At 71.3% G+C, this 26,077-nt stretch carries 21 protein-coding genes and 1 pseudogene; 5 read left to right on the plus strand and 17 right to left on the minus strand.

Features of this window, described 5'->3' with window-relative positions:
* The first annotated feature begins 184 nt into the window (after nt 1-184).
* Entirely contained in the window at nt 185-694 is a 510-nt protein-coding gene (locus CUT39_RS02705; RefSeq protein ID WP_100444430.1) for a hypothetical protein, read from the plus strand.
* Between the two features lie 151 nt (nt 695-845).
* On the opposite strand, the gene atzF is transcribed toward CUT39_RS02705, so the two are convergent.
* The 9 genes from atzF to CUT39_RS02750 all read right to left on the minus strand — a co-directional run bounded on the left by atzF (nt 846) and on the right by CUT39_RS02750 (nt 12,961).
* Complete coding sequence (gene atzF, locus CUT39_RS02710; RefSeq protein WP_100444431.1) at nt 846-2,504, minus strand: allophanate hydrolase; 1,659 nt, start codon at nt 2,502-2,504, stop codon at nt 846-848.
* A gap of 29 nt (nt 2,505-2,533) precedes the next feature.
* A complete protein-coding gene (uca, locus tag CUT39_RS02715; protein ID WP_100444432.1) occupies nt 2,534-6,103 on the minus strand; it encodes an urea carboxylase in 3,570 nt (1,189 codons plus the stop codon).
* A gap of 25 nt (nt 6,104-6,128) precedes the next feature.
* A complete protein-coding gene (locus tag CUT39_RS02720) occupies nt 6,129-6,842 on the minus strand; it encodes a GntR family transcriptional regulator (protein WP_100444433.1) in 714 nt (237 codons plus the stop codon).
* The gene (gene urtE, locus CUT39_RS02725) at nt 6,839-7,531 is read right to left on the minus strand and encodes an urea ABC transporter ATP-binding subunit UrtE (protein WP_100444434.1); all 693 of its coding nucleotides are present in this window, start codon (nt 7,529-7,531) and stop codon (nt 6,839-6,841) included. The genes CUT39_RS02720 and urtE overlap by 4 nt, the downstream gene beginning before the upstream one ends.
* The gene (gene urtD / locus CUT39_RS02730; RefSeq protein WP_100444435.1) at nt 7,515-8,306 is read right to left on the minus strand and encodes an urea ABC transporter ATP-binding protein UrtD; all 792 of its coding nucleotides are present in this window, start codon (nt 8,304-8,306) and stop codon (nt 7,515-7,517) included. The genes urtE and urtD overlap by 17 nt, the downstream gene beginning before the upstream one ends.
* The gene (gene urtC, locus CUT39_RS02735; protein ID WP_100444436.1) at nt 8,303-9,385 is read right to left on the minus strand and encodes an urea ABC transporter permease subunit UrtC; all 1,083 of its coding nucleotides are present in this window, start codon (nt 9,383-9,385) and stop codon (nt 8,303-8,305) included. The genes urtD and urtC overlap by 4 nt, the downstream gene beginning before the upstream one ends.
* Complete coding sequence (gene urtB, locus CUT39_RS02740) at nt 9,382-10,266, minus strand: urea ABC transporter permease subunit UrtB (protein WP_100444437.1); 885 nt, start codon at nt 10,264-10,266, stop codon at nt 9,382-9,384. Before urtB ends, urtC begins: the two co-directional genes overlap by 4 nt.
* Before the next feature lie 30 nt (nt 10,267-10,296).
* Nucleotides 10,297-11,568 carry an urea ABC transporter substrate-binding protein gene (urtA, locus tag CUT39_RS02745; RefSeq protein WP_100444439.1) on the minus strand — a complete coding sequence of 424 codons (1,272 nt, stop codon included), beginning with the start codon at nt 11,566-11,568 and terminating at the stop codon, nt 10,297-10,299.
* Between the two features lie 331 nt (nt 11,569-11,899).
* The gene (locus CUT39_RS02750; protein ID WP_100444441.1) at nt 11,900-12,961 is read right to left on the minus strand and encodes a polysaccharide deacetylase family protein; all 1,062 of its coding nucleotides are present in this window, start codon (nt 12,959-12,961) and stop codon (nt 11,900-11,902) included.
* A 483-nt stretch (nt 12,962-13,444) separates the two neighbouring features.
* Here CUT39_RS02750 and CUT39_RS02755 point away from each other — a divergent pair, with 483 nt between their 5' ends.
* On the plus strand, nt 13,445-14,191 hold the full coding sequence (locus CUT39_RS02755) for an SAM-dependent methyltransferase (protein WP_100444442.1): 747 nt from the start codon (nt 13,445-13,447) through the stop codon (nt 14,189-14,191).
* An 80-nt stretch (nt 14,192-14,271) separates the two neighbouring features.
* Here CUT39_RS02755 and CUT39_RS02760 read toward each other — a convergent pair whose 3' ends face one another.
* From CUT39_RS02760 to CUT39_RS02775, 4 genes and pseudogenes are all read right to left on the minus strand, one after another.
* Nucleotides 14,272-14,631: a DoxX family protein gene (locus CUT39_RS02760; RefSeq protein ID WP_100444443.1), complete on the minus strand. Its 360-nt coding sequence runs from the start codon at nt 14,629-14,631 to the stop codon at nt 14,272-14,274.
* 117 nt (nt 14,632-14,748) lie between these two features.
* A pseudogene (locus CUT39_RS02765) lies at nt 14,749-14,967 on the minus strand (NAD(P)H-binding protein); the annotation flags it as partial.
* 34 nt (nt 14,968-15,001) lie between these two features.
* Nucleotides 15,002-17,689, minus strand: coding sequence for a sigma-70 family RNA polymerase sigma factor (locus tag CUT39_RS02770; RefSeq protein ID WP_198586821.1), 2,688 nt, complete (start codon nt 17,687-17,689; stop codon nt 15,002-15,004).
* A gap of 63 nt (nt 17,690-17,752) precedes the next feature.
* Nucleotides 17,753-18,235 carry a MarR family winged helix-turn-helix transcriptional regulator gene (locus tag CUT39_RS02775; RefSeq protein WP_157930441.1) on the minus strand — a complete coding sequence of 161 codons (483 nt, stop codon included), beginning with the start codon at nt 18,233-18,235 and terminating at the stop codon, nt 17,753-17,755.
* An 85-nt stretch (nt 18,236-18,320) separates the two neighbouring features.
* On the opposite strand from CUT39_RS02775, the gene CUT39_RS02780 reads away from it, so the two are divergent.
* Nucleotides 18,321-19,343, plus strand: a complete 1,023-nt coding sequence (locus tag CUT39_RS02780) for a pirin family protein (RefSeq protein ID WP_100444447.1) — start codon at nt 18,321-18,323, stop codon at nt 19,341-19,343.
* A 32-nt stretch (nt 19,344-19,375) separates the two neighbouring features.
* On the opposite strand, the gene CUT39_RS02785 is transcribed toward CUT39_RS02780, so the two are convergent.
* From CUT39_RS02785 to CUT39_RS02800, 4 genes are all read right to left on the minus strand, one after another.
* Nucleotides 19,376-19,948 (minus strand): hypothetical protein, encoded by a 573-nt coding sequence (locus tag CUT39_RS02785; RefSeq protein ID WP_100444449.1) that lies wholly within the window; start codon nt 19,946-19,948, stop codon nt 19,376-19,378.
* A 59-nt stretch (nt 19,949-20,007) separates the two neighbouring features.
* A complete protein-coding gene (locus tag CUT39_RS02790) occupies nt 20,008-22,257 on the minus strand; it encodes an MMPL family transporter (RefSeq protein WP_100444450.1) in 2,250 nt (749 codons plus the stop codon).
* A gap of 117 nt (nt 22,258-22,374) precedes the next feature.
* Nucleotides 22,375-22,983, minus strand: coding sequence for a TetR/AcrR family transcriptional regulator (locus CUT39_RS02795; protein ID WP_198586822.1), 609 nt, complete (start codon nt 22,981-22,983; stop codon nt 22,375-22,377).
* Between the two features lie 74 nt (nt 22,984-23,057).
* Nucleotides 23,058-24,089 (minus strand): lactonase family protein, encoded by a 1,032-nt coding sequence (locus tag CUT39_RS02800; RefSeq protein WP_100444453.1) that lies wholly within the window; start codon nt 24,087-24,089, stop codon nt 23,058-23,060.
* A 68-nt stretch (nt 24,090-24,157) separates the two neighbouring features.
* Here CUT39_RS02800 and msrB point away from each other — a divergent pair, with 68 nt between their 5' ends.
* Both msrB and CUT39_RS02810 read left to right on the plus strand, forming a co-directional pair.
* Nucleotides 24,158-24,565, plus strand: a complete 408-nt coding sequence (gene msrB / locus CUT39_RS02805; RefSeq protein WP_100444454.1) for a peptide-methionine (R)-S-oxide reductase MsrB — start codon at nt 24,158-24,160, stop codon at nt 24,563-24,565.
* Between the two features lie 43 nt (nt 24,566-24,608).
* Complete coding sequence (locus CUT39_RS02810) at nt 24,609-26,072, plus strand: serine/threonine protein kinase (protein WP_100444455.1); 1,464 nt, start codon at nt 24,609-24,611, stop codon at nt 26,070-26,072.
* Nucleotides 26,073-26,077 lie beyond the last annotated feature (5 nt).

The following is a 26,077-nucleotide window of genomic DNA, read 5'->3' on the forward strand; positions in this document are numbered from 1 at the left end:
GGCCGCCCGCCGCGGGCAACCGCGGCGGGGAGCAAGGCCGATACCGCCGAGCCCGAACCGGGAACACCCGGTCGGGCACCTCCCCATGCCCGCCCCAGGCCGACCGCCGAACCGGAGTCCATAGAACGTATCCCCGCACACGGTCAGGGACACGAACAGCCTTCACGCCGTGAGAATATGGGCCATGCCCGACTCGATCCACGTACGGTTCTCCCGCAACTGCACCGCCGTGAACGTCGGCGCCATGGGGGCGATGAGCCTCCCGGCGCTCTTCATGGTCGCGACCTTTTCAAGGTCCTTCCTCGTCCTGGTTCCCTGCGGCATCATCGCGATGATCGTTCTGACGGCGGTGCTGTACCGCGCAGGCGGCATCACATATGTGCGAGTGACGCCGCATCGGGTGATCTACCGCTGGATGCTCGGATATATACCGATCAATCATCAATCCAAGGTGGACCTCTACTACGGCGATTCGATGGTCGTGACCGACGACGGCCTGTTCATCTGGCGATCGGGAGGAGGCGGGTACGAACGGGTGAACCTCAACTGCACGCTGGCCGATCCCGACGACTGGGCGAGGCTGCGAGCCTGGGCCGCCTTGATCTGGCCCCAACCTCCCAGAGCACAATGGCCCCGGGCGGACAAGACGATCAAGGCGCGGGTCGGCCTGGCACCCATTTGGGGTCCCCAGTAGTACTGCGGCCGGGCAGGTGGGCGTCGTCGACGCCTTTGAGCAGTGTGGAGACCTGATCGGTGACGTTCCGGAAGTCGATCGCGAGCCCGGTCGTGTTCTGTCCTCGTCGGTAGGGTGCGTTCCCCAGTACCGACGAGATGCGGGCCGAGATTCATCGGTCGGGACGGATGTGGTTCCGCCAGCCACCGGAGCCGGTGATGTCGGCGCCGGTCGGTTCGGTGGCGACGAAGCCGGTGGCCCGGGTGCCGTCGTCGAGTTCCACTTTGCCCAGGGTCATCGGCTCAGGCAAGTCGTGCAGGAACCGGCCCAGGGCCGTAGGGCTCAGCAGCCAGCGCTCCCCCGGGAGTCCGACGCCGTCACCGGTGTGCACCACCAGGGGTTTGGGCGGGGCGGTGTCGAGCTCGTACATGCGGTAGGCCGGGGCGGTGCGAACCGGTCCGGCCGGGCGGGCGCCGAGGTCGGTGAGTTGGTGGTTCAGGGGCATCCCGCTCATGTGGGCGCCGAAGACCACCAGTTCGGCGTCGGCCGGAGCCAGTAGCGGGGCCTCGCTCGCGGTCAGGCGGGCGGCCAGGTCGATCGCGACCTGGTCGGCGAAGGCCGGGACGATCAGGCTCACGCCGAAGCCCTTGGCGCCGGCGGGGACGGCGACCGCGGCCATGTCGAGCAGGTTCACGAAGTTGGTGTAGACGCCCATGCGGGAGTTGACGCCGATCGGGTCGGAGCCGACCTCGGCGATGGTGGGGTGGGCCGGGGCGGTCGGCAGGAGCAGGGCGTCGAAGCCGGTCAGCAGCGCGCGGGTCGCCACCCGGGCCTCGCGCAGCCGCTGCTGGTCGACGGCCAGGTCGGCGCCGGTGAACTTCTTGGCGCCCATGACGATTTCGGCGACGGTCGGGTCCACCTCGTCGGGCCAGGCGTCGATGTACTCGCCGAAGGCGGCGAACCGCTCGGACACCAGGGCGCCTTCGTACAGCAGGAGCGCGGCTTCGAGGAATGGGCGGATGTCGATCTCGACGCACTCGACCCCCTCGGCCTCGAGCCCGGCGACGGCTTCGGCGAAGAGCGGCCGGAGGGCCTCGTCCACCGGGGCGAGGTCGCCCTCGCGCGGGACGGCCACGCGCGGGTTCGGCGGGGCCGCGAGCGCCACGTCGGCCGGCCAGTCCCGTGAACCGGGGTCGGCTTCGGTCGGGCCGGTCATCACCCGCATCGCCTCGACCGCACCGGCCAGGTCGGGGGCGAAGACGGTCACGCAGTCGTAGGAGAAGCACGCCGGGACCACGCCGTCGGCCGGGACCAGGCCCAGGCTGGCCTTGATGCCGACGATCCCGTTGAGCGCGGCCGGGACCCGACCGGATCCGGCGGTGTCGGTGCCGAGCGCGAAATCGGTCACGCCCAGGGCGACCATCGCCGCCGAGCCCGAGGAGGAGCCGCCGGCGATCAGTTCGGGGTCGGCGGTCCCGCGCACGGCCCCGTACGGGCTGCGGGTGCCGACCAGGCCGGTCGCGAACTGGTCGAGGTTGGTCTTGCCCAGGCAGACGGCCCCGGCCTCGCGGAGGCGGGCGACGGCGGTGGCGTCCCGGTCGGGCCGGTAGGCGAAGGCCGGGCAGCCGGCGGTCGTCGGCAGGCCGGCGACGTCGATGTTGTCCTTGACGCAGTAGAGCCGCCCGGCCAGCGGCAGGTCCTCCCCCGCCGCCGCGACGCGCTCGGCCTCGGCCAGCACTTCGGCCTGGTCGCGCAGGGTGATCCAGGCTTCGGGCCGGTCGAGTTCGGCGATCCGGGCATAGGCGGCCCCGACCCGTTCGATGAGGTTCACGTGGTCCCCTGTCTCCTTCAGTTCCAACGCTATTGGGCGATCACGAGCAGCGGGGTCCCCGGGCCCGCCTGGTCTCCGGGTTCGGCAAGGACCCGGGTGACCGTCCCCGAAGCCGGGGCCGGGACCGGCATCTCCAGTTTCATCGCCTCCAGCACGACCACCGGCTGGCCGGCTTCGACCCGGTCGCCTTCGTCGACGCCGACGCGCCACACGCTCGCGGCCATCGGGGCCTCCACCAGGGCCTCGCCTTCGGCGAGCGCCACCTCGGCCGTGGCGGGGGCCGGTTCGGCCAGGTCGCGGTCGAACTCGCCGGCCTCGGCCCACCGCTGCCGTTCAGCCTCGAAGGCCGCGGACTGGCGTTCGCCGAAGGCGGCGATCGAGTCGGCGTTGTCCGACAGCAGGCGCCGGTAGTCGGCGTAGGCGAACTCGCCGTCGCGGATGTCGACCTCGCGGCGGCCGGCGGCCAGTTCCCGGCGGATCTCGGCCAGTTCGTCCTCGCTGACGCGGTCGAACACCACCCGGTCGAAGAACCGCAGCAGCCACGGCAGGCCGTCCTTGAACGAGGCCAGGTCGCGCAGGCCGGCCCAGATGGGGGCGGTGCGGCCGACGAGCTGGTAGCCGCCGGGCGAGTCCATGCCGTAGATGCACATGTAGGAGCCGCCGATGCCGACAGTGCCTTCGGCGGTCCAGGTGCGGGCGGGGTTGTACTTGGTGGTGACCAGCCGGTGCCTGGGGTCGATCGGGAGCGCGGCGGGGGCGCCGAGGTAGACGTCGCCCAAGCCGAGGACGAGCCACTCGGCGTCGGTGGTGATGCGGGCGACGTCGGCGACCGAGTCCAGGCCGTTGATGCGGCGGATGAACTCGATGTTGGACGGGTTGTAGAGCGCGTCGTCGCGGATGTTGGTCGTATAGCGGGCGATCGCCTCGTCGACCACGGAGTCGTTCCAGGAGATCGGCATCCGCACCTCCCGGGAGGGCACGACCATGTCGTCGACGGCCGGCAGGTCGGCCTCGAGTTCGAGCAGCAGGCCGGTGAGGGTCCGGATCGGCAGGCGGTCGGGGTCGACGTGGAGGTGGAGGGATCGCACTCCGGGAGTGGTGTCGACGATGCCGGCGGGGGCGGCCTCGGCGAGGGCGTTCATCAGTGCGCCGACACGCATCCGCAGGCCCAGGTCGAGGTGCATGGGTCCGTATTCGAGGAGGATCGCGTCGTCGCCGGCGCGCCGGTAGGCGACGGCGGGCCGGTTCCCGTCGCCGTCGATGCGGGCCAGGGTGGCGTCGTCGTCGGCCGCGCCGGTCAGCAGGGCCGGGGCCGAGACCGGTGCGGCTCGCAGCCGGTCGGCCTCGGCCTCGCCGACCGGCAGGAACCCGACGGTGTCGCCGGGGCGCAGTTGGCCGAGCTTCCACCGGTCGGAGGTGGTGACGGTGAACGGGCAGGCGAAGCCGCCCAGGCTCGGCCCGTCGGGCCCCAGCAGCGCCGGGGTGTCGCCGGTGAAGTTGACCGTGCCGACCGAGTAGGGGTTGTCGTGCAGGTTGGACGGGTGCAGGCCCGCTTCGCCGCCGTCGGTGCGGGCCCATTGGGGACGGGGCCCGTCGAGGCGGACACCTGACCGGCCGGCGTGGACCTGGACCGTCCACGTCGCCCGGTACAGCTCTTCCATGTCCTCGCGGGTGAAGTAGTGCGGGGCCGGCTGGGGTCCGGGGGTGACCGCGAGGGTCCATTCGTGGGCGAATTCGGGCCGGTCGGCCTCCGGCACCGCGGCGGCGGGGGTGCCGGTGGCCGGGCCGGGGATCAGGCGGTCGCCCGGGCGCAACCGGTCGCCGGTGTAGCCGCCGATGCGGCCGGGCGGGAAGGTCGAGGCCGAGCCCAGGAAGGTCGGAACGTCCAGGCCGCCGTCGAACAGCAGGTAGGTGCGGGCGCCGGCCTCGGATATGGACCCGATCGCCAGTTCGGCACCGGCCGGTACCGCCACCGGCGTCCACTGGTCGACCGCCGCCCCGTCGACGGTGACCGGGGCGGGGGCGCCGGTGATGCAGACGGTCGCGGCGGTGCCGAACCTCAGGGTCGGGCCGGCGATGGTGCATTCGAGGCCGGGGGCGCCCTCGTCGTTGCCGAGCGCGCGGTTGCCGAGTCGGAAGGAGTAGTCGTCCATGGGGCCCGAGGGCGGCACGCCCACCTGCCAGTAGCCGACCCGGCCGGGCCAGTCCTGGACGGTCGTCAGGACGCCCGGGGCGATCACGTCGATGCGCGGCGAGGCGTCCGCGATGCCGGCGACGGTGCCGGTGGTGTGTTCGACCGCGGCCACGCTCGGGTCGACGGCGGCGGCGCGGAGCTGCCCGAGGTTGGTGTGGACGCCTTCGATCCTGGTGTCGGCCAGCGCCTCCGACAGCGCGGCCCAGGCTTCGGCGCGGTCGGCTCCGGTGGTGACGACCTTGGCGAGCATGGGGTCGTAGGCGGCCGGGACGTCGATGCCGCGTTCGATCCAGGTGTCGACGCGCGCGGACTCCGGCAGGTCGGCGCAGGTCAGCAGCCCCGAGCTCGGCAGGTGGTCGCGGGCGGGGTCTTCGGCGTAGACGCGCGCCTCGACCGCGCAGCCGCCGGGGGGCGGGCCGGTGTCGGGGACGCGGTCGAGGAAGGCGGTGTCGCCTGCGGCGGCGCGGATCATCCACTCCACCAGGTCGATTCCCAGCACCTGCTCGGTGACCGGGTGCTCGACCTGGAGGCGGGTGTTGCATTCGAGGAAGGCCGCTTCGTCGCGGTCGGCGTCGTAGATGAACTCGACGGTGCCGGCCGAGCGGTAGTCGGCTCCGGCCGCCAGCGCGCGGGCCGAGGCGTGCAGGTGGTCACGCACGCGGTCGGGCAGTCCGGGGGCGGGGGCTTCCTCGATGACCTTCTGGTGGCGCCGCTGGAGGGTGCAGTCGCGGTCGGACAGGCTCACGACCCGTCCGGCGCCGTCGCCGAAGACCTGGACTTCGACGTGGCGGGCGCGGCGGACGTATCTTTCGAGGAAGACCGCGTCGTCGCCGAAGTTGTCGGCGGCCAGGCGCTTGACCGAGGCGAAGACGTCGGCCAGTTCGGCGGGGCCGTCGGCGGTGCGCATGCCGATGCCGCCGCCTCCGGCCGAGGCCTTGACGATGACGGGGTAGCCGATCCGCTCGGCGGCCGCCAGTGCCTGGTCGGTGTCGGCGAGCGCGGCGGTGCCGGCCGCGAGCGGGACCCCGGCGCGTTCGGCTTCGGCGCGGGCGGTGACCTTGTCGCCGAACAGTTCGAGCTGCGCGGGGGTAGGGCCGATGAACACGAGTCCGGCTTCGGCGACGCGGCGGGCGAATTCGGCGTTCTCGGAGAGGAACCCGTAGCCGGGGTGGACGGCGTCGGCGCCGGTGTCCTTGGCGGCCGCCAGGATCGCGTCGATGTCGAGGTAGGACTCGGCGGGGGCGGCCGGTCCGACGCACACGGCCCGGTCGGCCTCGCGGACGTGCAGGGAGGCGGCGTCGGCCTCGGAGTAGACGGCGACGGTCTCGATGCCGAGGCGGTGGGCGGTGCCGGTGATGCGGCGGGAGATCTCGCCGCGGTTGGCGATGAGGATGCGGTCGAACACTGAGGGCTCCTACTCGCTGCGGTGGTCAGGGCCGGACGGCGTTGGCGAAGGGCGCCCATGACAGCGCGGCCTCGGCGCGGGTGACCACGATGGACCGGGAGGTTTCGATGTGCCGGGTGAGGATCTTGGTCGCCTCCTCGTAGCGGCCGTCGAGGGCGCCTTCGGCGATGCCGATGTGCTCGGCGATGGTGGTGGCCATGCGCTCGTCGGTGAAGTAGTCGAACATGCGGGCGGGCCGGATGCGGTTGTTGACGGCCTCGAGCGCCTCGGCCAGTTCCCGGTTGCCGGAGGCGGCCAGGAGGGTGAGGTGGTAGTGCTCGTCGGCGTCGACGAAACCGGCGTCGGGTCGCGGCGGGGTCCGGCGGAGGGCGTACCAGCGGTCGAGTTCGGGTCCGAGCAGGTCGGGGTCGTGGGCGGTGCCGGGGTCGGCGGCGGCGCGGGCCAGGCCGCGCAGTTCCAGGGTGAGGCGGACCTCGTAGAGGTCGTTGAGCTGGTCGATGCGGGGCCGGTAGGGGTAGAGGCCGTCGGCTTCGCGGGCGACCAGGCCGTCGGCGGTCAGCCGGCTGAGGGCCTCGCGCACGGGGGTGCGGGAGATGCCGTAGTTGCCGGCCAGGCGTTCCTCGCCGAGGCGGCGGCCCGGTTCGTAGCGGCCCGCCATGAGGTCGGCGCGCAGGGCGATGTAGACGCGCGCCGCCAGCGGGTCATTGGTCTCCGGTAGGGAGGAGAATCCGTGTGTCATATGGCCATCGCCTCTCTGACTCGGGTGTCGGCGTCGGAGCCGGTCTCGCCTTCGGAGGCGACGCGGCCGGACCGGAGCACGTAGTAGCGGTGCGCCGCTTGCATGGCGAATCCGAGGTGCTGTTCGACCAGGAGCACCGACAGGCCCCCGGCGGCGGCCAGGTCGACGATGGTCGATTCGATCTCGGCGACGACGGTGGGCTGGATGCCTTCGGTGGGTTCGTCGAGGATCAGCAGCCGCGGTTGGCCGATCAGGGCGCGGGCGATGGCCAGTTGCTGGCGCTGGCCGCCGGACAGCAGCCCGGCCTGGCGGCCGAGGAGTCCGCGCAGGGCGGGGAACCGGTCGAGCTGCTCGTCGACGAGGGTCTTGCCGCGGCGGCGGCCGTCGGCGACCAGGCGGAGGTTCTCGGCGGTGGTGAGGTGGGCGAAACACTGCTGGCCCTGGGGTACGTAGGCCATGCCGGCCTTGACGCGCTTGTTGGTGGGTCTGCCGGTGACGTCGCGGCCGTCGAGTTCGACGGTGCCGGCCATGGCCGGCAGGAGTCCGGCGACGGCGCGCAGGAGGGTGGTCTTGCCGGCGCCGTTGTGTCCCATGACGGAGACCACTTCGTCGGCGCCGACCTCGAGGTCGATGCCGTGGACGACCGCGGAGCGGCCGTATCCGCAGGTGAGGTTATGCAGCCGCAGCATCGGCGGTCTCCTGGTGGTCGCTGGTGCCGAGGTAGACCTCCTGGACGCGGGGGTCGGCCGAGACCTCGTCGACGCCGCCGGCGGCGAGGACGGCGCCGCCGTGGAGGACGGTGACGCGGGAGGCGTTGGCGCGCATGAAGTCCATGTCGTGCTCGACGACGGCGACGGCGCGTTCGGCGGCGATGTCGTGGAGGAGGCGGCCGGTGGTCTCGCGTTCGTCGTGGCCCATGCCGGCGATGGGTTCGTCGAGCAGGAGGACGTCGGCGTCGCCGACCAGGAGCATCCCGATCTCGAGCCACTGCTTCCGGCCGTGGGCGAGGACGCCGGCGAGGGTGTCGGCGGCGTCGTCGAGGCCGATGCGTTTCATGGTGTCGGTGACCGTCTCCGGGAGGGTCTTGCGGCGGCGCAGGAGGGTCAGCGGGCCGCGGGAGGCGCCGGCGGCGATGTCGAGGTTCTGGGCGACGGTGAGGTTCTCGAAGACCGTGGCGGTCTGGAAGGTGCGGCCGACGCCTTTGCGGGCGATGCGGTGGACCTTCTTGCCGCGCAGTTCTTCGCCGTCCTTGGTGATCGAGCCGGTGTACCGGGCCAGCCCGGTGACGGCGTCGACGAGGGTGGTCTTGCCGGCGCCGTTGGGTCCGATGAGGAAGTGGACCTCGCCGCGGCGCAGCTCCAGGTCGACCCCGGCGACGGCCTTGAAGCCGTCGAAGTCGACTTCGACGTTGCGGCACACCAGCACCGGGTCGGGTGCGGGCCGGGAGAGCGCGGTGTCGTTCATGCGGTCGCCTCCAGGGTTCGGGCTTGGTTCTTGGCGCGGACGCGCCCGGCCAGCTTGGGGATCGAGGCGATCCCGCCCGGCAGGAGCGCGATGACGAGGACGAACAGCAGCCCCTGGGCGTAGGTCCACGCCGAGGGGAACTGCTCGGACAGGGTGGTCTGGGCCCAGGCGACGGCGAGCGCGCCGACCACGGGGCCCAGGAGGGTGGCGCGGCCGCCGATGGCGACGCCGAGGAGGAACATGATCGAGGGGATGATGCCGATGCTGGCCGGGGAGATGATGCCGACCACCGGCACGAACAGGGCGCCGGCGACCGAGGCGAACAGGGCGGCGACGGCGTAGGCGACCACTTTGACGTTGGCGGCGTCGTAGCCGAGGAATCTCACGCGCGCTTCGGCGTCGCGGACGGCCACAAGCAGTTCGCCGTAGCGCGAGCGCCGCAGTTGCAGGGCGAGGGCGACGACGGCCAGCAGGACCGCGGCGGTGATGAAGTACAGCATCCGCTGGTTGACCGGGTCGTTGAGGGTGAAGCCGAAGAAGTAGCGGAAGTAGCTCAGGCCGTTGAATCCGCCCAGGGTCTGCTGGCCGATCAGCAGGATCGCGAAGGCGCCGGCGAGCGCCTGGGAGAGGATCGCGAAGTAGGCGCCCTTGACGCGGCGTTTGAACACCGCCAGGCCGAGCGCGGCGGCCAGGCCGGTCGGGAGCAGTAGGACGGCGGCGATGGTGAAGGCCGGGGAGGCGAACGGGACCCAGTAGGCGGGCAGTTCGCGGATGCCGGCCAGTTCCATGAAGTCGGGGACGGCGCCGGGGCCGGACCGGAATTCGGCGTCGGCCATCTTCAGGTGCATGGCCATCAGGTAGGCGCCCATGCCGAAGAACACGCCTTGGCCGAGGGTGAGCATGCCGCCCCGGCCCCAGGCCAGACCGATGCCGACCGCGACGATGGCGTAGCAGATGAACTGGGCGAACAGGCCGAGCCGGAATCCGGACAGGACCAGCGGGGCGAGGCCGAACAGGACGGCCGCGCCGGCGGCGAAGCCGCTCAGGGTGCCGAGTCTCGATTGGGCGAAGTTCCTCATGCCAGGCTCCTGGTCCGCAGGGTGAACAGGCCCTGGGGCCGCAACTGCAGGAAGACGACGATGACGACGAAGACGCCGACCTTGGCCAGCGAGGCGGTCGAGTAGGTCTCGAAGACCGCTTGGAGCGAGCCGAGGGCGACCGCGGCGACCACGGCGCCCTTGATGCGGCCCAGGCCGCCTGCGACCACGACCAGGAAGGCGTCGACCAGGTACGACTGGCCGGTGGTGGGGCTGGTCGAGCCGATCAGCGTCAGGGCCACGCCGGCGACGCCGGCCAGGCCGGATCCGATGAAGAACGTCCCGGCGTCGACGGTGCGGGAGGCGATCCCGGAGGCCTCGGCCAGGTCGCGGTTGCCGACCACGGCGCGGATGCGGCGCCCGGCCGAGGTGAAGCGGAGGACCAGCGCGACCGCGGCGACCGCGACCACGGCCAGCGCCATGATGAACAGGCGGGTCTTGGGCACGGTGGTGCCGAGGACGTCGACGCCGCCGCGCAGGAACTCCGGGACGGTGACGTTGACGGCGGGGGCGCCGAAGACGTCGCGGGCGACCTGCTGGAGGATCAGCCCCACTCCGAAGGTCGCCAGGAGCGTGTCGAGCGGCCGGTGGTAGAGGTGGCGGATGAGGAGGGTCTCCAGGACCAGCCCCATCGCGCCGCCGACGGCGAAGCCGATCGGGAGGGCGATCAGGAGGGAGACGCCGGCGTCCCCGACGATCTGCTGGGTGACGTAGGCGGTGTAGGTGCCGGCCATGATGAATTCGCCGTGGGCCATGTTGATCACGCCCATCTGCCCGAATGTCAGCGACAGGCCCAGCGCCGCCAGCAGCAGGATCGATCCGGTGCTCAGACCGGTGAACAGCGGCCCGACGATGGTTTCCATTGCGGAGTCTCCTTCCCGATCGCCGGTCGGCTACTCGCCGACGCTCAGGTCGGCCGCCCAGTCGTAGCCCTCCAGGAACGGATCCGGCTCGATGGGCCCGTCGGACTCCCAGATGGTGTGGAGCAGGCCGTCGGACTCGATGATCCCGATGCGGGCGGTCTTGGACAGGTGGTTGTTGTCGCCGTCGATGACGACGGTCCCTTCGGGTCCGTCGAAGGAGACGCCGCCGGCGGCCTCCTGGACGTCGTCGACTTCGAACGATCCGGCCTTTTCGACGGTGGCGGCCCACAGGTGGACGGAGTTGTAGGAGGCCTCCATCGGGTCGGAGGTGACCCGGTCGTCGCCGTATTCGCCCTTGAACGCCTCGACGAACGCGGCGTTGGTGTCCGATTCGATCGTCTGGTAGTAGTTCCAGGCGGCGAGCTGGCCCTCGATGTTCTCGATGCCGATGCCGCCGATTTCCTCCTCGGCGATGGAGACGCTCATGACCGGCATGTCCTCGGCGGTGAGGCCGACGTTGGTGTATTCGCGGAAGAAGGCCACGTTGGAGTCGCCGTTGAGGGTGTTGAACACCGCGTCGGCACCGGCCGAGTCCACCTGCTGGACGATGGTGGAGAACTCGGTGGAGCCGAGCGGGACGTAGTCCTCGCCGAGGATCTCGATGCCGTGGGCCTCGGCGTAGGCGTTGATGACGGCGTTGGCGGTGCGTGGGAACACGTAGTCGCTGCCGACCAGGTACATCGACTCCACGCCGGCCTCGGCGAGGTAGTCGAGGGCGGGCACGATCTGCTGGTTGGTGGTGGCACCGGAGTAGAAGATGTTCTCCGAGGCCTCCAGGCCCTCGTATTGGACCGGGTAGTACAGCAGCGAGTCGTTGTCCTCGAAGACCGGCAGCATCGCCTTCCGCGAGGCGGAGGTCCAGCCGCCGAAGACGGCGGCGACGCAGTCTTCACGGATGAGCTTCTCGGACTTCTCGGCGAAGACGGTCGGCTCGGAGGCCCCGTCCTCGGCGACGATCTCGATCTGCTTGTCCAGGACGCCGCCGTCGGCGTTGATCTGGTCGACCGCGAGGTAGATGGCGTCGCGGACGGTGGTCTCGGAGATGGCCATGGTGCCGGACAGGGAGTTGAGCGCGCCGACCTTCACCGTGTCGCCGGAGGTGTCGAGACAGGACTCGGCGGCGGTGGCCTCGTCGCCGGCGCGGCTGCCGCACGCGGCGGTCGCGGCGGCCACGGCTACCGCCGCGGCGGCGGCGAGGGCGCGGGCGGTGCGCCCGGCGCGGGGTGTGGAGCGGTGTGGCATTCGGTTGTCGACCTTTCGCAGAGGAGTGTCCGGCCGCTGCGGGCGGCGGGTCTGCAGGGCACCGGCGCTGGCAGCGGCGGTGTACGAGCGCGTATACAACGTCGTATCCGCTTCCAGGCCAAGCTAGGTCCGGGATGTTTCCCCGCTGTGCCTGTCAAGTACAGCGATGTGAACTGTCGTTTCTCGGCCGTAAAAAGGCCCGCACGACCACCAAGGGTGTCCGAAAGGTATCTACGTGCACCGAAGGCTTCACCGGCCGCCGGGCACGCACGAAAGCGGCGCCCGGCCGGTGGTCCCGGCCGGGCGCCGCAGGATCGGTGGGGAGGTTCGGTCAGTTGGAGTTGCAGGTGACGGTGGGTTCGGTCGCCGGTCCGCTGCCGATGAAGCCGAAGACCTGCTGGGTCTGGCCGGAGGCGATGCCGCCGTTCCAGCCGACGTCGGAGGCGGTCACCGACGACCCGGACTCGCTGATCTGGGCGTTCCAGGAGCTGGAGATGCCCTGGCTCCCCGGCCAGTTCCAGCTCAGGGTCCACCCGTCGGTCGGGCCGGTCACCGACACGTTGGCCTGCCAACCGGAGCCCCAGTCGTTGACCACCTCGATCACCGCCGAGCAGTCACCGCCGGGCGGCTCGGTGGTCGGCGGGGGCTCGGTCGGCGACTGAGTGTCCGTCGGCGCCTGGGTGGTCGGCTGCCCCGGGTCGTCGTCGGGGGCCACGGCCCGGCCGGTCGCCGGGGAGATCCGGCCCGAGCACAGGCCGCGCGATTGCAGGTCGGACGCGATCTGCGGGATCGCGTCGATCGTGGACTGGTAGTTGTCGTGCATGAGGATGACGTCGCCGGCCTGGAGCTGCCGGGCCGCCTGGACGATCTGCTGGGTGGAGGCGCCGTTCCAGTCCTCCGAGTCCACGTCCCAGAGCACTTCGGTGAGGCCGTACTGGGACTCGACGTCGCGCAGGGTCGCGTTCGTCGACCCGTAGGGCGGCCGGAACAGGTCCGGGGTAACCCCGGTGGCCTGCTCGATCGCCTGCTGGGTGTCGGCGATCTCCTGAGCCATCTCCTGGCGGCTCAACTGGGTCATGTCCGGGTGCGACCACGAGTGGTTCGCGATCCACATGCCCGCGTCGAGCTGCGACTGGGCCAGGCCCGGATTGCTCGCGACGTTCTGGCCGGTGTTGAACACGGTCGCCCGCAGCCCCGAGGACTGGAGCGCGTTCAGCAGGCTTGCGGTGGTGCTGGGGTTGGGGCCGTCGTCGAACGTCAGCCCCACGTACCCGTTGCAGTTCTGGGCGTGGGACGGGCTGCTGGAGAAGGTGAAAGCCAATGCGGCTCCCAGGGTTGCGATGACGGCCGTGAATACGGCGATGGCGGATCTGCGGCGGCGGTTGCCGTGCATAGGGTATGCCCTTCCTTGGAGTGCGGTCGGCGGTGCCCGGCCGAGGGTGCCGGTGGCAGCGGCCGACGGTGCGGCCCATCGTTCGGCGTCGACGGGCAGGCGGGGTGAGGGCCCAAGGCGTCATGAGGGGGTGACGGCGGATCGATGTTCCGCGGATTTGCAGGGACGCAGACGATTATCCACCAGACCGCATTAAGATTCAAGGATGTCGATCTCTTTCCGGATGCGGCTGGGCCGCAGAGCTTGCCCGCGCAACCCGCCACCGCCCACATCGGGCCGGGCCCCAGGACTCGCCCGGCGGTCGCCTCCCGGCACCTCTGAAATCCGGTCGACGGGAGGACCGGGGCGGCGGTAGTCTCACGGAATTCGAGCGTCCACGAGTCGGAAGAGGTGCTTCCATGCCGGTCCGGGCAGTCGCGGTCGACCTTGATCGGCCGCCCGTCACGTCCGTCATCACCTCTTCCGACCGAAGGAACCATCGAAGTGGATCTGCCACGTAGCTTCACCATCCGCGAAAGCAGCCATCGCATCTGCAACCCGCTCACCGGAGAGAAGCTGGCCGCACTGGGAGCGGCCATCGACCCCGAGCCGGGCACGAGCATGCTCGACCTCGCCTGCGGCAAGGGCGAGATGCTGTCCACCTGGGCCCGGGACCACCGCGTCACCGGTACGGGAGTGGACATCAGCACCGTCTTCCTCGGCGCCGCCCGGGATCGCGCGGCCGAGCTGGGCGTCGCCGACCGGGTCGAGTTCATCCATGCCGACGCCTCGGCCCACGTCGCCGCCGAACCGGTCGGCATCGCCTCCTGCATCGGCGCCACCTGGATCGGCGACGGTGTTCCGGGCACGGTCGAGCTCCTGCGGCGCAGTCTCGCCCCCGGCGGCCTCATGCTGATCGGCGAACCGTACTGGCGCCGCGAACCCGAGGACCGGGCCACCGTCGAGGGGTGCCACATCGGCGGCGAGGAGGACCTGCTCGCCCTGCCCGACCTGATCGAGCGGTTCGGCGCCCTCGGCTGCGACGTCGTCGAAATGGTCCTCGCCGACCAGGACAGCTGGGACCGCTACGTGGCGGCGCAGTGGCTGAACATCCGGCGCTGGCTCGACGCCAACCCAGAAGACGTGCTGGCACCCGAGATGCGGGCCGAGCTCGACACCGCGCCGGTAAAGCACGTCCGCTACCAGCGCGAATACCTCGGCTGGGGTGTCTTCGCACTGATGGACCGCTGAGACCGTGTCGCGGGCCCTGGGGCGTGTCTCCGGGCTCGCGGCACCGGCCCTGTCAGGAGCGTGGGGCCCGTCGGGCGGGCTCAAGCTCGCAGGAGGTCGGTGGCGAGGGTTCCGGCCGCCAGGGCGAGGAAGACGAGGGCCAGGATCGTCTCGCGCGGCCAGAAGTTCGCCAGGACGTGGGTGTAGAGCGCGCAGACCCAGAACATGACCAGGCCCGCCGCCGCCACGGTTCCGATCCAGGGGGCGAACAGCAGTCCGGCGAGGACCCCCAGGCCGCCGGCGGTCTTCAGCACGCCGATGGGGAACACCAGCCACGACCGCGGGACGTTCGCCCCGTCCAGGAGCGGATAGATGATCGCCAGGCGCAGCATCGAGGCGGTGCCGGAGAAGACGTTGAAAGCCACGGTCACCACGGCGAGCGTGAAGTACAGCGCGGACATGGGCCCTCCAGGACTCGGGTTTCAGTAGGCGACGGTCACGGGGCGCCCGAAGGTCCGCCGGTCCTCGACCGCGGCGAGCATGAAGTGGGCCGCGTCGGCGCGGCCGAGCCGCAGCGCGCGCGGGCCGAGGCCCGACAGGACGGCGTCGGCTCCGCCGATGGCCTCGCGCAGGGCGGCGTGATCCGGGTCGGCGAGGTCGACTCGGACGGTCGGGACGTCGAGTTCGAGTCCGGCCGGGTCGCGGACGACGGCGGTGGCTTCGTGGCCGGCGGCGAGGGCCTGGTTCAGGATGGCGCCGCCGATTCCGCCCGTCGCACCGATGACGGTGAGTTTCATGGTCTTCCCTTGAAGGATCGGACTCGGAGCGTGGTCAGCGCAGATTGGCGAGTTTGGCGGGGTTGGTGACCGCGTAGACGCCGGTCACCCGGTCCCCCTCGCCGGTCGGGTCGAGGACCATGACGCTCACGGCGGTGCCGTCGCGGACCAGGAGCGCCGCCGGCTCGCCGTTGACCGTTCGGTACTCGACCCGGCCGAGTCCGAGTCTGAAGGTGCGCCGCAGCAGGAAGTCCGCGACCTTGCCGGCCCCGTGCATCGGCCTGGGTCCGGCTGCCGGGGCGCGGCCGCCGCCGTCGCAGATCAGCGTGGCCTCCGGTGCCAGCAGGGCCAGCAGGCCGTCCAGGTCGCCGTCCCGCACGGCGTTCATGAACCGCTCGGTGACCTCGCGGTGGACTCGCGGATCGACCCGGTGGCGCGGCCGCCGGGCGTGGACGTGCGAGCGGGCCCGGTGCGCCAACTGCCGCACCGCCGCCGGAGACCGCTCGACCATCTCGGCGATCTCATCGTGCCCGTACGCGAACACCTCGCGGAGGACGAAGACGGCCCGCTCGGCGGGAGTGAGCGATTCGAGGACCACTTGCAGCGCCATCGAGACCGATTCGGTGAGCAGGGCCCCCTCGGACGCGTCCGGCTCGGTCGCCCCGGGCGGGGTGGGGAACGGCTCGGGCAGCCACGGGCCGATGTAGGTCTCGCGGCGGCGGCTGACGGCCTTCCGGCGCGAGGTCGCGGCATTGACCGCCACCCGAACCAGGTAGGCGCGCGGGTGCTCGATCCGTCCGGCCCGCCAGCGCGGCTCCCAGGACAGCCAGGTCTCCTGCAGCACGTCCTCGGTGTCGGCGACGGTCCCCAGCATGTTGTAGACGATGGCGAACAGCAGCTCCCGGTGCTCGGTGAACACCTCGATGGCGGACTGTTCGGTCGCGTCGGACTCCACGGGATCCTCCTCGGTCGGCGATTCCAGTGTCACCGACCCGAGAGTGCCGGGGCGGCCCGGCTGTGACATCCGGCCGCCGATCGGGCCCCTTCCGAATAACTCGCGTCCGATATATATCAAAGATTTCATGACGTGCCGTCCAGGTTCGAGCATCCCGCGCAGCACCGGGAGCACCGTGCTCGGCCAGTACAGGTGCGTGCCCGGCATCGGCGAGATGAGTCCGGCCTCGCGGCCGGAGTCGCCGTCGATGATCTCGCTGCGCAGGCCCGTACCGGTCACCGAGGCCCGGTGGTCGGCCACGTCGGCGGCGTGGCCCTCCAGCGGTACGCACCAGCCGCCCTCGCCGGTGTGAAGCGTCCGCTCGGTCTCGACGATGTGGATGCGGGCGTGCCAGCCGTCGACGGCCGCCTCCAGCGAGGTCGTGATCGACACGTCCTCCCACGGCTGCCAGGTCACGGTGAGGACGCCCTTGTCGTCGATGTCGCCCTCCTCGGAGTCCTCGCGGCCCCGCCAGTGGCGGCCGTCCTCGGAGAGCATGAGCGCCCCGTCGGGGACGGCGCACTCCAGGCCCGGCCCGGCCACCGAATGGGAGAAGGCCGCGAGGGTCGAATAGGCGAACTTGGCGTAGATCTCCTGGCCGCCGCGCGCCCAGGCCCGCCAGCCCTGGCCGTTGAGCCGCGTGACGTTCCCGCCGCGGTCGCGGACATGCACCGCGCGGGCGGCCTTGTGCGGCTCGACGACCGCTTCGGGCTCGGTCGCCCGCTCGGTCCAGAACGGGTGATCGGCCCCGGCCGTCAGGCCGACGAAGACCTTCGAGGCCCACCAGGGCGATCCGGCGGTGAGGTACTGCTCGACCAGGGCGTCGTTGGGGTAGCCGTAGCCGACCGTCAGCCGCCCTTCGGGGTCGAGGATCGGCTTGTCCCACCACCACTCCAGGTGCCGACGCGCGAACCCGGCGGCCTCGCCCCACGGCACGGCCTCCACGTCGGCCGCGGCCAGCGCGCCCCAGAGCGAGGCCTGGGCGAAGCGGTATCCGAGGCTGCGCCCGTAGGGGACGGCCGGGCCGTCGGCGGCGAACCACGACCGGAACCTGCGGGCGAACGCCGAGGCCGGCCCGACGTAGCGGTCGTCGCCGCTGAGGCGGTAGTGCAGGAGCGCGTAGGTGTGGAACGCGAAGGGGTTGTAGTAGTCGACCCGGCCTCCGGGGCCGTCCTCGAAGACCGAGTCGCCCAGCAGCCACTCCCCCATGCGCTCGAGGTGGGCGCGGCTGATCGACTTGTCGTGCTCGATGCCGACGCGCTCGAGCCCGTGGCCGGCGAAGACCGGGAAGTAATGCCAGTTGCAGTCGGCCACGTCGGCGGCGTAGGCCGACCTCAGCCAGGCGGAGACGTTGTCTTTCGCCTTGGGCGGCAGCGGGTCCCACAGACGTTCGGGGGCGAGGGCGAGGCCCCATCCGACCGCGGCGGCCTCGACGCACCGCTGGCCGGCGTCGGTGACCGCGCCGACGTACCAGGGGTCGCCGGGGTCGAGCGCCCGCGCCAGGGTCTCGGCGGCGGCGGTCCACATCGGTTCGGGCACCGTCTCGGGGGCGGACGCCATGCCCCACAGCGGCCTGGTGAGCAGTTCGAACCAGTTCTCGGCGTGGGAGTGGTTGGACATGGTGACCGGCATCGACTCGGGGCCCCGGGAGGCCAGTTCGACGGCGGGCCTCCCGATCGCGACCGCGGCCGCGCTCCAACCGGCGTGGGTGTGCTCCAACGGGCCGTGGATTCGCAAAGGAGAAGTCACAACGGCAGACGCTATCAACGCCGCATGCCGGGTTCAACCCGCACCGGAGCGACGCGGACCGCGTCAGTTCTCTTCGCAGGGGGCGAGGTTGCCTTCGAGGCGGGTGAGGATGCGCTTGAGCCGGTCGCGGTCGTCGTCGGTGAACCCGGCGCAGGTGATCTCGTCGAGGCGCCGCCAGGAGTCCTCGATGCGGCCCAGGAGGTCCTTGCCGTCCTCGGTGATCGCCACGACCGCCACGCGCCGGTCGGTCGGGTCCGCTCGGCGCTCGACCAGGCCCTGGCGTTCGAGGCGCTGGAGCATCTTGGTGACCGTGGACGGGTCGATGCCGAGCTCGACGACCAGGCGCGACTGTCGGGTCTGGCCGTGGTCGCCGAGGTGGCCGAGCATGATCTCCTGCCCCGGGTAGAGGCCGATCTCGCGCAGCAGCCGGCCTGCCGCGGCGCGGTGGGCGCGCGCGACGCGGAAGATCGCGTGCCCGATCTCCCCCACGCGGTCCCGGTCGTCGCAGATGCCGGCCCCCGGCTCGGCCGCCCCGTCGGTGTCCATGGGGTCAAGCCTAGCAATCATTGGCCGACCAATGTTATTGTTGGCTGGCCAAGTTTTTCGGGCTGGACGACTCGAGGAGGTCCCCATGCCAGCAGTGACCGCGCCCGACATCCTCGCGCTCCCGCGCATCGGGGCTCCGGCCCTGGAATCCCGGCCGCGCACGGTGGCCAAGACCGTCGACTCGATGCGCACACTCGAAGGCGGGGGCTTCCCGGTCCGACGGCCGTTCCCCGGCGCAGGCCTGGCCGACGGGGCCGACCCGTTCCTGCTGCTCGACCACATGGTGGCCGCCTACGAACCCCACGAGGCCAAGGGCGCCCCCTGGCACCCCCACCGCGGGTTCGAGACCGTCACCTACCTCATGGACGGCACGTTCGTCCACACCGATTCCAACGGCGGCGGCGGGGTCATACGCGGCGGAGACACCCAGTGGATGACCGCCGGAGCCGGCATCCTGCACGACGAGCTCCCGTCGGAGAAGCTGGTCATGACCGGCGGCGTCTTCGACGGCGTCCAACTGTGGGTCAACCTGCCGAAGTCGGCGAAGTGGAACCCGCCCCGCTACCAGGACATCCAGGGCCGGGGCCTGAAACTGGTCGCTTCGGCCGACGGCGGGGCGCTGGCGCGCATCATCGCCGGGGACGTGGTCGGCCACGCCGGGCCCGGCCGGACCCACACCGACATCACGCTGGTGCACGCCTCGCTCGCACCCGGGTCCCAGGTCCGCATTCCATGGCAGCAGTCGTACTCGGCGATGGCGTTCGCCCTCCACGGCGACGGGACCGCAGGCGACGAGCGGCGGCCGCTCCGCGAATCGCAGTTGGCCCTGTTCGGCTCCGGCGGCGACTACATCACGGTGACCGCCGGCCCCGACCAGCACCACACCACCGGTCAGATGGAGGTGCTCCTGTTCGGCGGCGAGCCGATCGGGGAGCCGGTCGCCCGCTACGGCCCGTTCGTGATGAACACCAAGGCCGAGATCGTGGGGGCGGTCGAGGACTTCCAGGCCGGCCGCATGGGGCAGGTCCCCGCCGGGACCGAGGGGCGCCAGTACGCACCCGATCCCGAGGACCCCTGGGAGGAGCCGGAAGGTTCCGGACAGGTTTAGGAGGGGAAGGGGCGGCCCTGGCGGGCCGCCCCTCAACGCTTCGCGGCCGCGGCGGCCGGCGCGCCGCGGAACCACCAGCCCAGGGCCACGCTCAGGGCGGCGACCGACGTCACCGTCGTGACCGCCGACAGCAGGCCCGGGCCGAACATCCAGGCGATCAGCAGCCCGACGCCGACCATGTAGGACGCCCACACCGCGCCGGCGACGATCGCCATGCGCGCGTGCGGATACTCGGGAGTGGCCACCGCCGCCCACGCCAGCGCGGTCCGGCCGGCCGGCATGAACCTGGCGACCACCGTGGTCAGGCGGGGACGGCGCCGCAGGGTGGAACGCAATCGCAGTTCCAGGTGGACGATCCGCGCCGAACCGAGGATGGGGCGGCGCATCCGCCCCCGGGCGTGCCACAACGCGTAGTAGCCGAGCACGTCTCCGGCCCAGGAGGCGAGCGCGGCGCAGGCGATGAGGCCGGCGATCAGGGTCGAGTCGCCGATGGCGAACCCGGCGAGGGTGGCGATCGTGGTGGCGCTCGGGACCATCGGGACGAAGAAGTCGGCGATCACGAGCGCGACCACGATGCAGGCCACGATCGGCAGTGCGAGACTCATTGTTCTGCTCGTATGCGGTCGGCCCGGAGGGCGGGGACGGCCCCCGCCCTCCGGTCTCGCTACTTGGAGGAGGCGCCGACGAGATCGTGGTCGTCGGTCGGGGCCTCGTCCTCGGCCAGATGCCGCCGGAGCCGTTCGCCTTCGACGTCCACGTTCGGCACGACTCGGTCGAGCCACCGCGGAATCCACCAGCCGCCGCGGCCCAGCAGGGCCATGACCGCCGGGATGATCGCCATGCGGACCACGAACGCGTCGAACGCGACCGCCGCGGCCAGGCCGAAGCCCATGGCGGCGATGAACTGCTCGCCGCTGAAGACGAACGCGGCGAACACGCTGATCATGATGAGCGCGGCCGCGACCACCACCCGCGCGGAGTGGGCGTAGCCGTCCTCGATCGCCCGCTTCGGCGAGTCGCCGTGGACGTAGGCTTCCCTGACGCGGGTGAACAGGAAGATCTGGTAGTCCATGGCCAGACCGAAGACCAGGCCGATCATGATGATCGGCATCATCGACATGATCGGTCCGGGCTGTTCGACGCTGAACACGTCGGCGAGCCAGCCCCACTGGAAGACGGCCACGAGCGCGCCGAGCGCGGCCATCACGCTGAGCACGAACCCGAGGGTGGCGGTGATCGGCACCAGGATCGAGCGGAACACCAGCAGCAGGATCAGCGTCGCCAGGCCCACCACGACGAGCATGTACGGTGCCAGCGCGTCGTTCAGGCTGTCGGAGATGTCGATGTTGACCGCGGTCTGACCGGTCACGGCCCAGTCGGCGTCGCCGCTGTCGCCCAGGACGCCGCGGATGTCGTGCACCAGGTCGTTGGTGTCCTCGTCGGCCGGGGCCGTCTCGGGGATCACCGAGACCATCACCGTGTCGCCGGCCTCGTTCGGGAACGCCTGACCGACCACGGCGATGCCGTCGACGCCGTTCAGGTCCTCGGTGACGTTCTGGGCCGCGGCCATCGGGTCGGTCCCGGCACGGAGGTCGCCGACGATGAGCAGCCTGCCGTTGAAGCCGGGGCCGAAGCCCTCGCTGACCAGGTCGTAGGCGCGGCGGGAGGTGTTGTCCTCGGAGAACGATCCGGCGTCGGGCATGCCGAGTTCCAGGTCGGAGGAGGGGAACGCCACCACGCCCAGCCCGATCACGCCGACCAGGCCCACCAGGATCGGGTGGCGGCCGACGAAGCGGCCCCAGCGGCGGCCGCCGGCGGGCTTGTCCTCGTGCTCGCCCGCTGCGATGCGGCGCCGCTGCCGTCGGGTGAAGATCCGCTTGCCGGTGAAGCCGGCCAGCGCCGGCAGCAGGGTCACCGCGATGGTCACGGCGATGAACACGGCGATCGCGGCGGCCACGGCCATCTCGGTGAGGAACGGGATGTTCACCACCGACAGGCCCATCAGCGCGACGATGACGGTCAGGCCGGCGAAGAAGACCGCCGAGCCGGCGGTGCCGACCGCGCGGCCCATCGCGTCGATCCGGGCGGGCCTGTCCTCGACGCGGCCGTCGGAGGCGAGTTCGTTGCGGTAGCGCGACAGGATGAACAGGGCGTAGTCGATGCCGACGGCGAGGCCGATCATGGTGGCGAGGGTGCCGGTGTCCTCGGAGACGTTCATGAACGAGGTGGCCGCCATGATGCCGGCGGTGGTGAGCGAGACGCCCAGGACCGCGGTGACGATCGGCAGTCCGGCCGCCAGCAGCGCGCCGAAGGTGACGATGAGGACCAGCAGGGCCACGGCGATGCCGATCAGTTCGGTGAGGCCCTCGACCGGGAAGTCTTGGAGGACGTCGCCGCCGACCTCGACGGTCAGGCCGGAGTCGCGGGCGTCGGCGACCGCTTCCTCGAGGTGTTCGACGGTCCGGTCTTCGAGTTCCATGGTCGGCTCGGTGTAGTCGACCTGCAGGACGCCGATGGTCCCGTCCTCGGAGAGCAGGCCGATGGGGTTGCCCTCGGGGTCGGTGGCGAAGGGGCTGATGACGCCGCCTTCGACGACCTCCGGCGAGGCCGTCATCTCGGCGGTGATCGCTTCGATGACCGCGGTGTTCTCGGCGCTGGTGAGCGTGTCGCCCTCGTCGGCGGCGAACACGATCTGAGCGCTGGCGCCGTCGGCGCTCATTTCGGGGAAGCGGTCTTCGAGCAGGTCGAACGCCTCCTGGGATTCGGTCCCGGGCAGTTCGAATTCGGGGTTGGTCTCCTGCTGGAGCGCGGAGGCGGCGGCGCCGACGCCGCCGACGACGAGGATCCACAGCGCGAGGACGAGCCAGCGCAGCCGGTAGGAGCCTCTGCCGAGCCGGTAGAGGAAGGTAGCCACAGTGGGTGCTCCGTTCGTGGTGTGCCACCCGTCCCGCCTGGTTTTCGGGTGCCGCGGGCCGGGTGGCCGGGTGGTGATCGGCCGACGTCTTCGGCGTCGGGTTTCCTGGTTTTGTCGCTATGCGGTTATGGGTCTGGTGATCCCGGCCTCGAATTGCGCGAACGACCTCGTGATGACGTCTTCGAGGGGGGCTTGGTCGGGGTGGGCGAGCCAGTGCTCGTTGGCGGCCTTCATGGCGATCAGGGCGCTGCCGAGCACGAGCCGCGGGTAGAGGTCGTCGCCGCGGGTGCCGGTCGCTTCGGCGACGATGCCGACCGCGTCGGTGAACAGTTCCATGAACTGGCCGGCCTGGTGGGTGATCAGGGTCGGCGAGTTGCGGACGAGCTCGTCCTTGCATTGGAGGACGTGGAGGTCGTAGCGCTCGTTGAGGCGGAGTCCGACGCAGGAGTCGCGCAGGGCCTCCCAGATCGGCTGGACCTTGGAGCGCTCCCGGAGATCGTCGAGGAGCGCTCTGGTCAGCTCGTTGAAGTCGTGGAGGAAGGCCTCTTCCTTGCTGTGGAAGTAGTTGTGGAAGGTGCGGGTGGACACGCCGGCCTCGGCGGCGATGTCGTCGGCGCTGACGGCGTCGATCGCGCCTTCGGCGACCGCCAGCCGGAAGGCGGCCTCGCCGAGGGCCGCCTTGGTGGCGGCCTTCTTGCGTTCGCGCAGCCCGGTCTGGTCGGTCATGATCGCAACCCTAATCAGGGTTGCCGCCGTTAACAAGCTTCGTACAGAGAAATTTTGCGCGAAGCGCAAGTTTCCTAGGTGAGAGGTGTCACACGGCTGACGCCGGCGCATTCCCATGCGACCCTTGGGGCTTCGTCGCCGCTCGGGTCGACCCGGGTGACCGCGCCGCTGAACTGGCAGGCGACCAGCAGCGAGCCGTCGGTCGCGAGGCAGGCGTCGCGGGGCCAGGAGCCGCCGACCGGGACCGAGCGGATCAGGGCCGGGCGGGCCGGGTCGATCACCGCCGCCTGGTCGGTGCCGCGCACGGTGACGTACACCAGGCCGCGGCCGGGGTCGGCCACGATCGCGGCCGGAAGCGGGGTCGGGACGTCCTCCGGCAGGCCGATGTCGGGCAGCGCGGCCAGGTCGGCCGGGTCGGTGCCCGGCAGCGGAAGGGCCGGTCCGAGCACGAACCGCCCCGAACGAGCGTCGAACGACCCGGTGACCACGGCGTTGGCCAGCTCCCCGACGATGACCGCCACCTCGCCGGCGAACGCCAGGTGCCGGGGGCCGAAGCCCGGATCCAACGCGGTGAAGCCCACCGGTTCCAGTTCGCCGGTCGGCCCCAGGTCGAAGGCGTGGACGCGATCGCCGCCCAGGTCGACCGCCAGCACCCGCCCGGCGTGGCAGACCACCTGGTGGGCGTGGGGCCCGGCCTGGCGCTCCAGGTCGGGCCCGGAACCGACCAGTTCGAACACGTCGGCGGGATCGCCGAGCGAGCCGTCGGCGGCGATCGGCAGCACCGCCACCGAGCCGCCTCCCGAATCGTCGCCGTAGTTGGCCACCAGCAGCCACTTGCCGGACGGGTGGACCGCCGCGTGGCACGGGTTGGCGCCCCCGGTCGGCCGGCCCGCGCCGACCTCCTCGGGCTCGAAGGACTCCCCGATCCGCCAGGCGGCGGCGGAGCCGGTCGCGGATTCGGTGACGGTGTAGACCGCGCCCTCCGGCCCGCCGGTCGCCACCCACGACGGGTTCGCGGTCTTCCCCGGCGGGGCCAGCCCGTCGGGACCGGCCACGACCAGTCCGGGTCCGCCTTCGGTCGTGTAGTCCCCCAGCAGATAACGCATCGGCTCATCATAGATCCGCAAGCGTTCGGCAAGGGCGTCACCGCCGACCTCGGCATAGACTCGAACCCATGAGTGAGCAGCAGTGGCACGAGAAGCTGAACGCCGAGGAGTACCGGGTGCTGCGCCGAGGCGGCACCGAGGCGCCGTGGAGCGGCGAGTACGTGGACGAGAAGCGCCGGGGCGTCTACCGGTGCCGGGCCTGCGAGGCCGAGCTGTTCTCCTCGGACACCAAGTTCGACTCCCGCTGCGGCTGGCCGTCGTTCTGGACGCCGCTGGCCGGGGACCGGGTCGAACTGCTGGAGGACCGCAGCCTCGGCATGGAGCGCACCGAGGTGCGCTGCGCCGCCTGCGGCTCGCACCTGGGCCACGTCTTCTACGGCGAGGGCTGGGATCTGCCCGAGGACGCCCGGTTCTGCATCAACTCCGTCAGCCTGACCCTGGAACCGGAGGGAACGGCCCCGGCAGCGCCCGACTAAGCTCGGACCCCAACCCTTCCCCCGAAGCGAAGAGAGGGCCGAGGTGCAACTCGGGACACTGATCGCCGGCCGCTACCGACTCGACGACCGCCTCGCCGCCGGAGGCATGGGCGAGGTGTGGCGCGGCACCGATACCCGTCTCAACCGCGTGGTCGCCGTCAAGGTGCTCCACTCCGGGCTGGCCGGCAACGACCGGTTCCGCGCCCGCTTCCACCAGGAGGCCCAGGCCGTCGCCGCCCTCCAGTCACCCGGCATCGTCGCGCTCTACGACTACGGCGAGGAGGCCGGACCCGAGGGCGTCATCTCCTACCTGATCATGGAGCTGGTCAGAGGCACCTCGCTCGACAAGCTCATCCGGCAGCGCGGCCGCCTCGCCCCGACCGAGGTCATGAAGATCGTCGGGACCGCCGCCGAGGCGCTCGACGTCGCGCACCGGGCCGGGATCATCCACCGCGACATCAAACCCGGGAACCTCCTGATCGCCGACGACGGCACCGCGAAGATCGTCGACTTCGGCATCGCCTCGGCCCGCGGCCAGGCCGGGCTCACCGAGACCGGCACCGTGATGGGCACCGTCTCCTACGCCGCGCCCGAGCAGCTCCAGGGCGCCCAGCTGACCGGCGCGACCGACCTCTATTCGCTGGGGGTGGTCGCCTACGAATGCCTGGCCGGCGCACTGCCGTTCCCCGGCACCGAACCGACCGCCGTCATCACCGCGCACCTGACCGGGCAGCCCCCGCCGCTGCCGCAGGACGTCCCGCCGGGCGTGTCGCAGATCGTGATGCGGCTGCTGTCCAAGGACCCGCGCCTGCGATTCGCCTCGGCGTCCGAGCTCGCCGCCGCCTGCCGCGACGGCCGGCCCGGGCAGGCCGCCTCGCCGCCGACCGAATCCACCCGGGTCATGGCGCAGGGCGCGGTCCCGGCCGGGGCCCCCGGGATCGGCCGGGACGAGCCGCCGCAGAACGACTGGCCCGCCCCGCGCGAGCCCGAGGAGGCCAAGCGCAGCCCGGCCGTGCCGATCACCCTGACCGTCCTGGGCGTGCTCGTCCTGGTGGTGGCGTTCATCATCTGGAGCCCCTGGAACGACGGCGGGCCGGACGATCCCGCGCAGGCCGACTCGACCACCGGGCCCGCCGAGGAAGCCACGTCCGAGGAGGCCACCGAGGAGCCCGACGACGAGGAGACCGAGGACGAACCGGAGGACGACTCCACGGACGACGAGGCCGACGAGGAGCCGACCGAGGACGAGGGCGGGGAGACGACCTCGCAGCCCGTGGATCCCGGCATCGTGACCCTGGACGACTACATCGGCCAGGACGTGACCGAAGCCGAGGCCACACTCACCGATGAAGGCTTCACGAACGTGACCACTGAGGCCACCAGCGATGATGCCGAGCTGGGCCAGTGCGAAGTCACCGCCCAGAATCCCGAGCCCGGCAGCGAGGTCGGCTACGACACCCCGATCACCCTCGAGTACGCGGCCAACCATCCGGACTGCCTGACCTGACCCGG

The sequence above is a fragment of the Glycomyces xiaoerkulensis genome (genome assembly GCF_002798405.1).
Classification (GTDB): domain Bacteria; phylum Actinomycetota; class Actinomycetes; order Mycobacteriales; family Micromonosporaceae; genus Glycomyces; species Glycomyces xiaoerkulensis.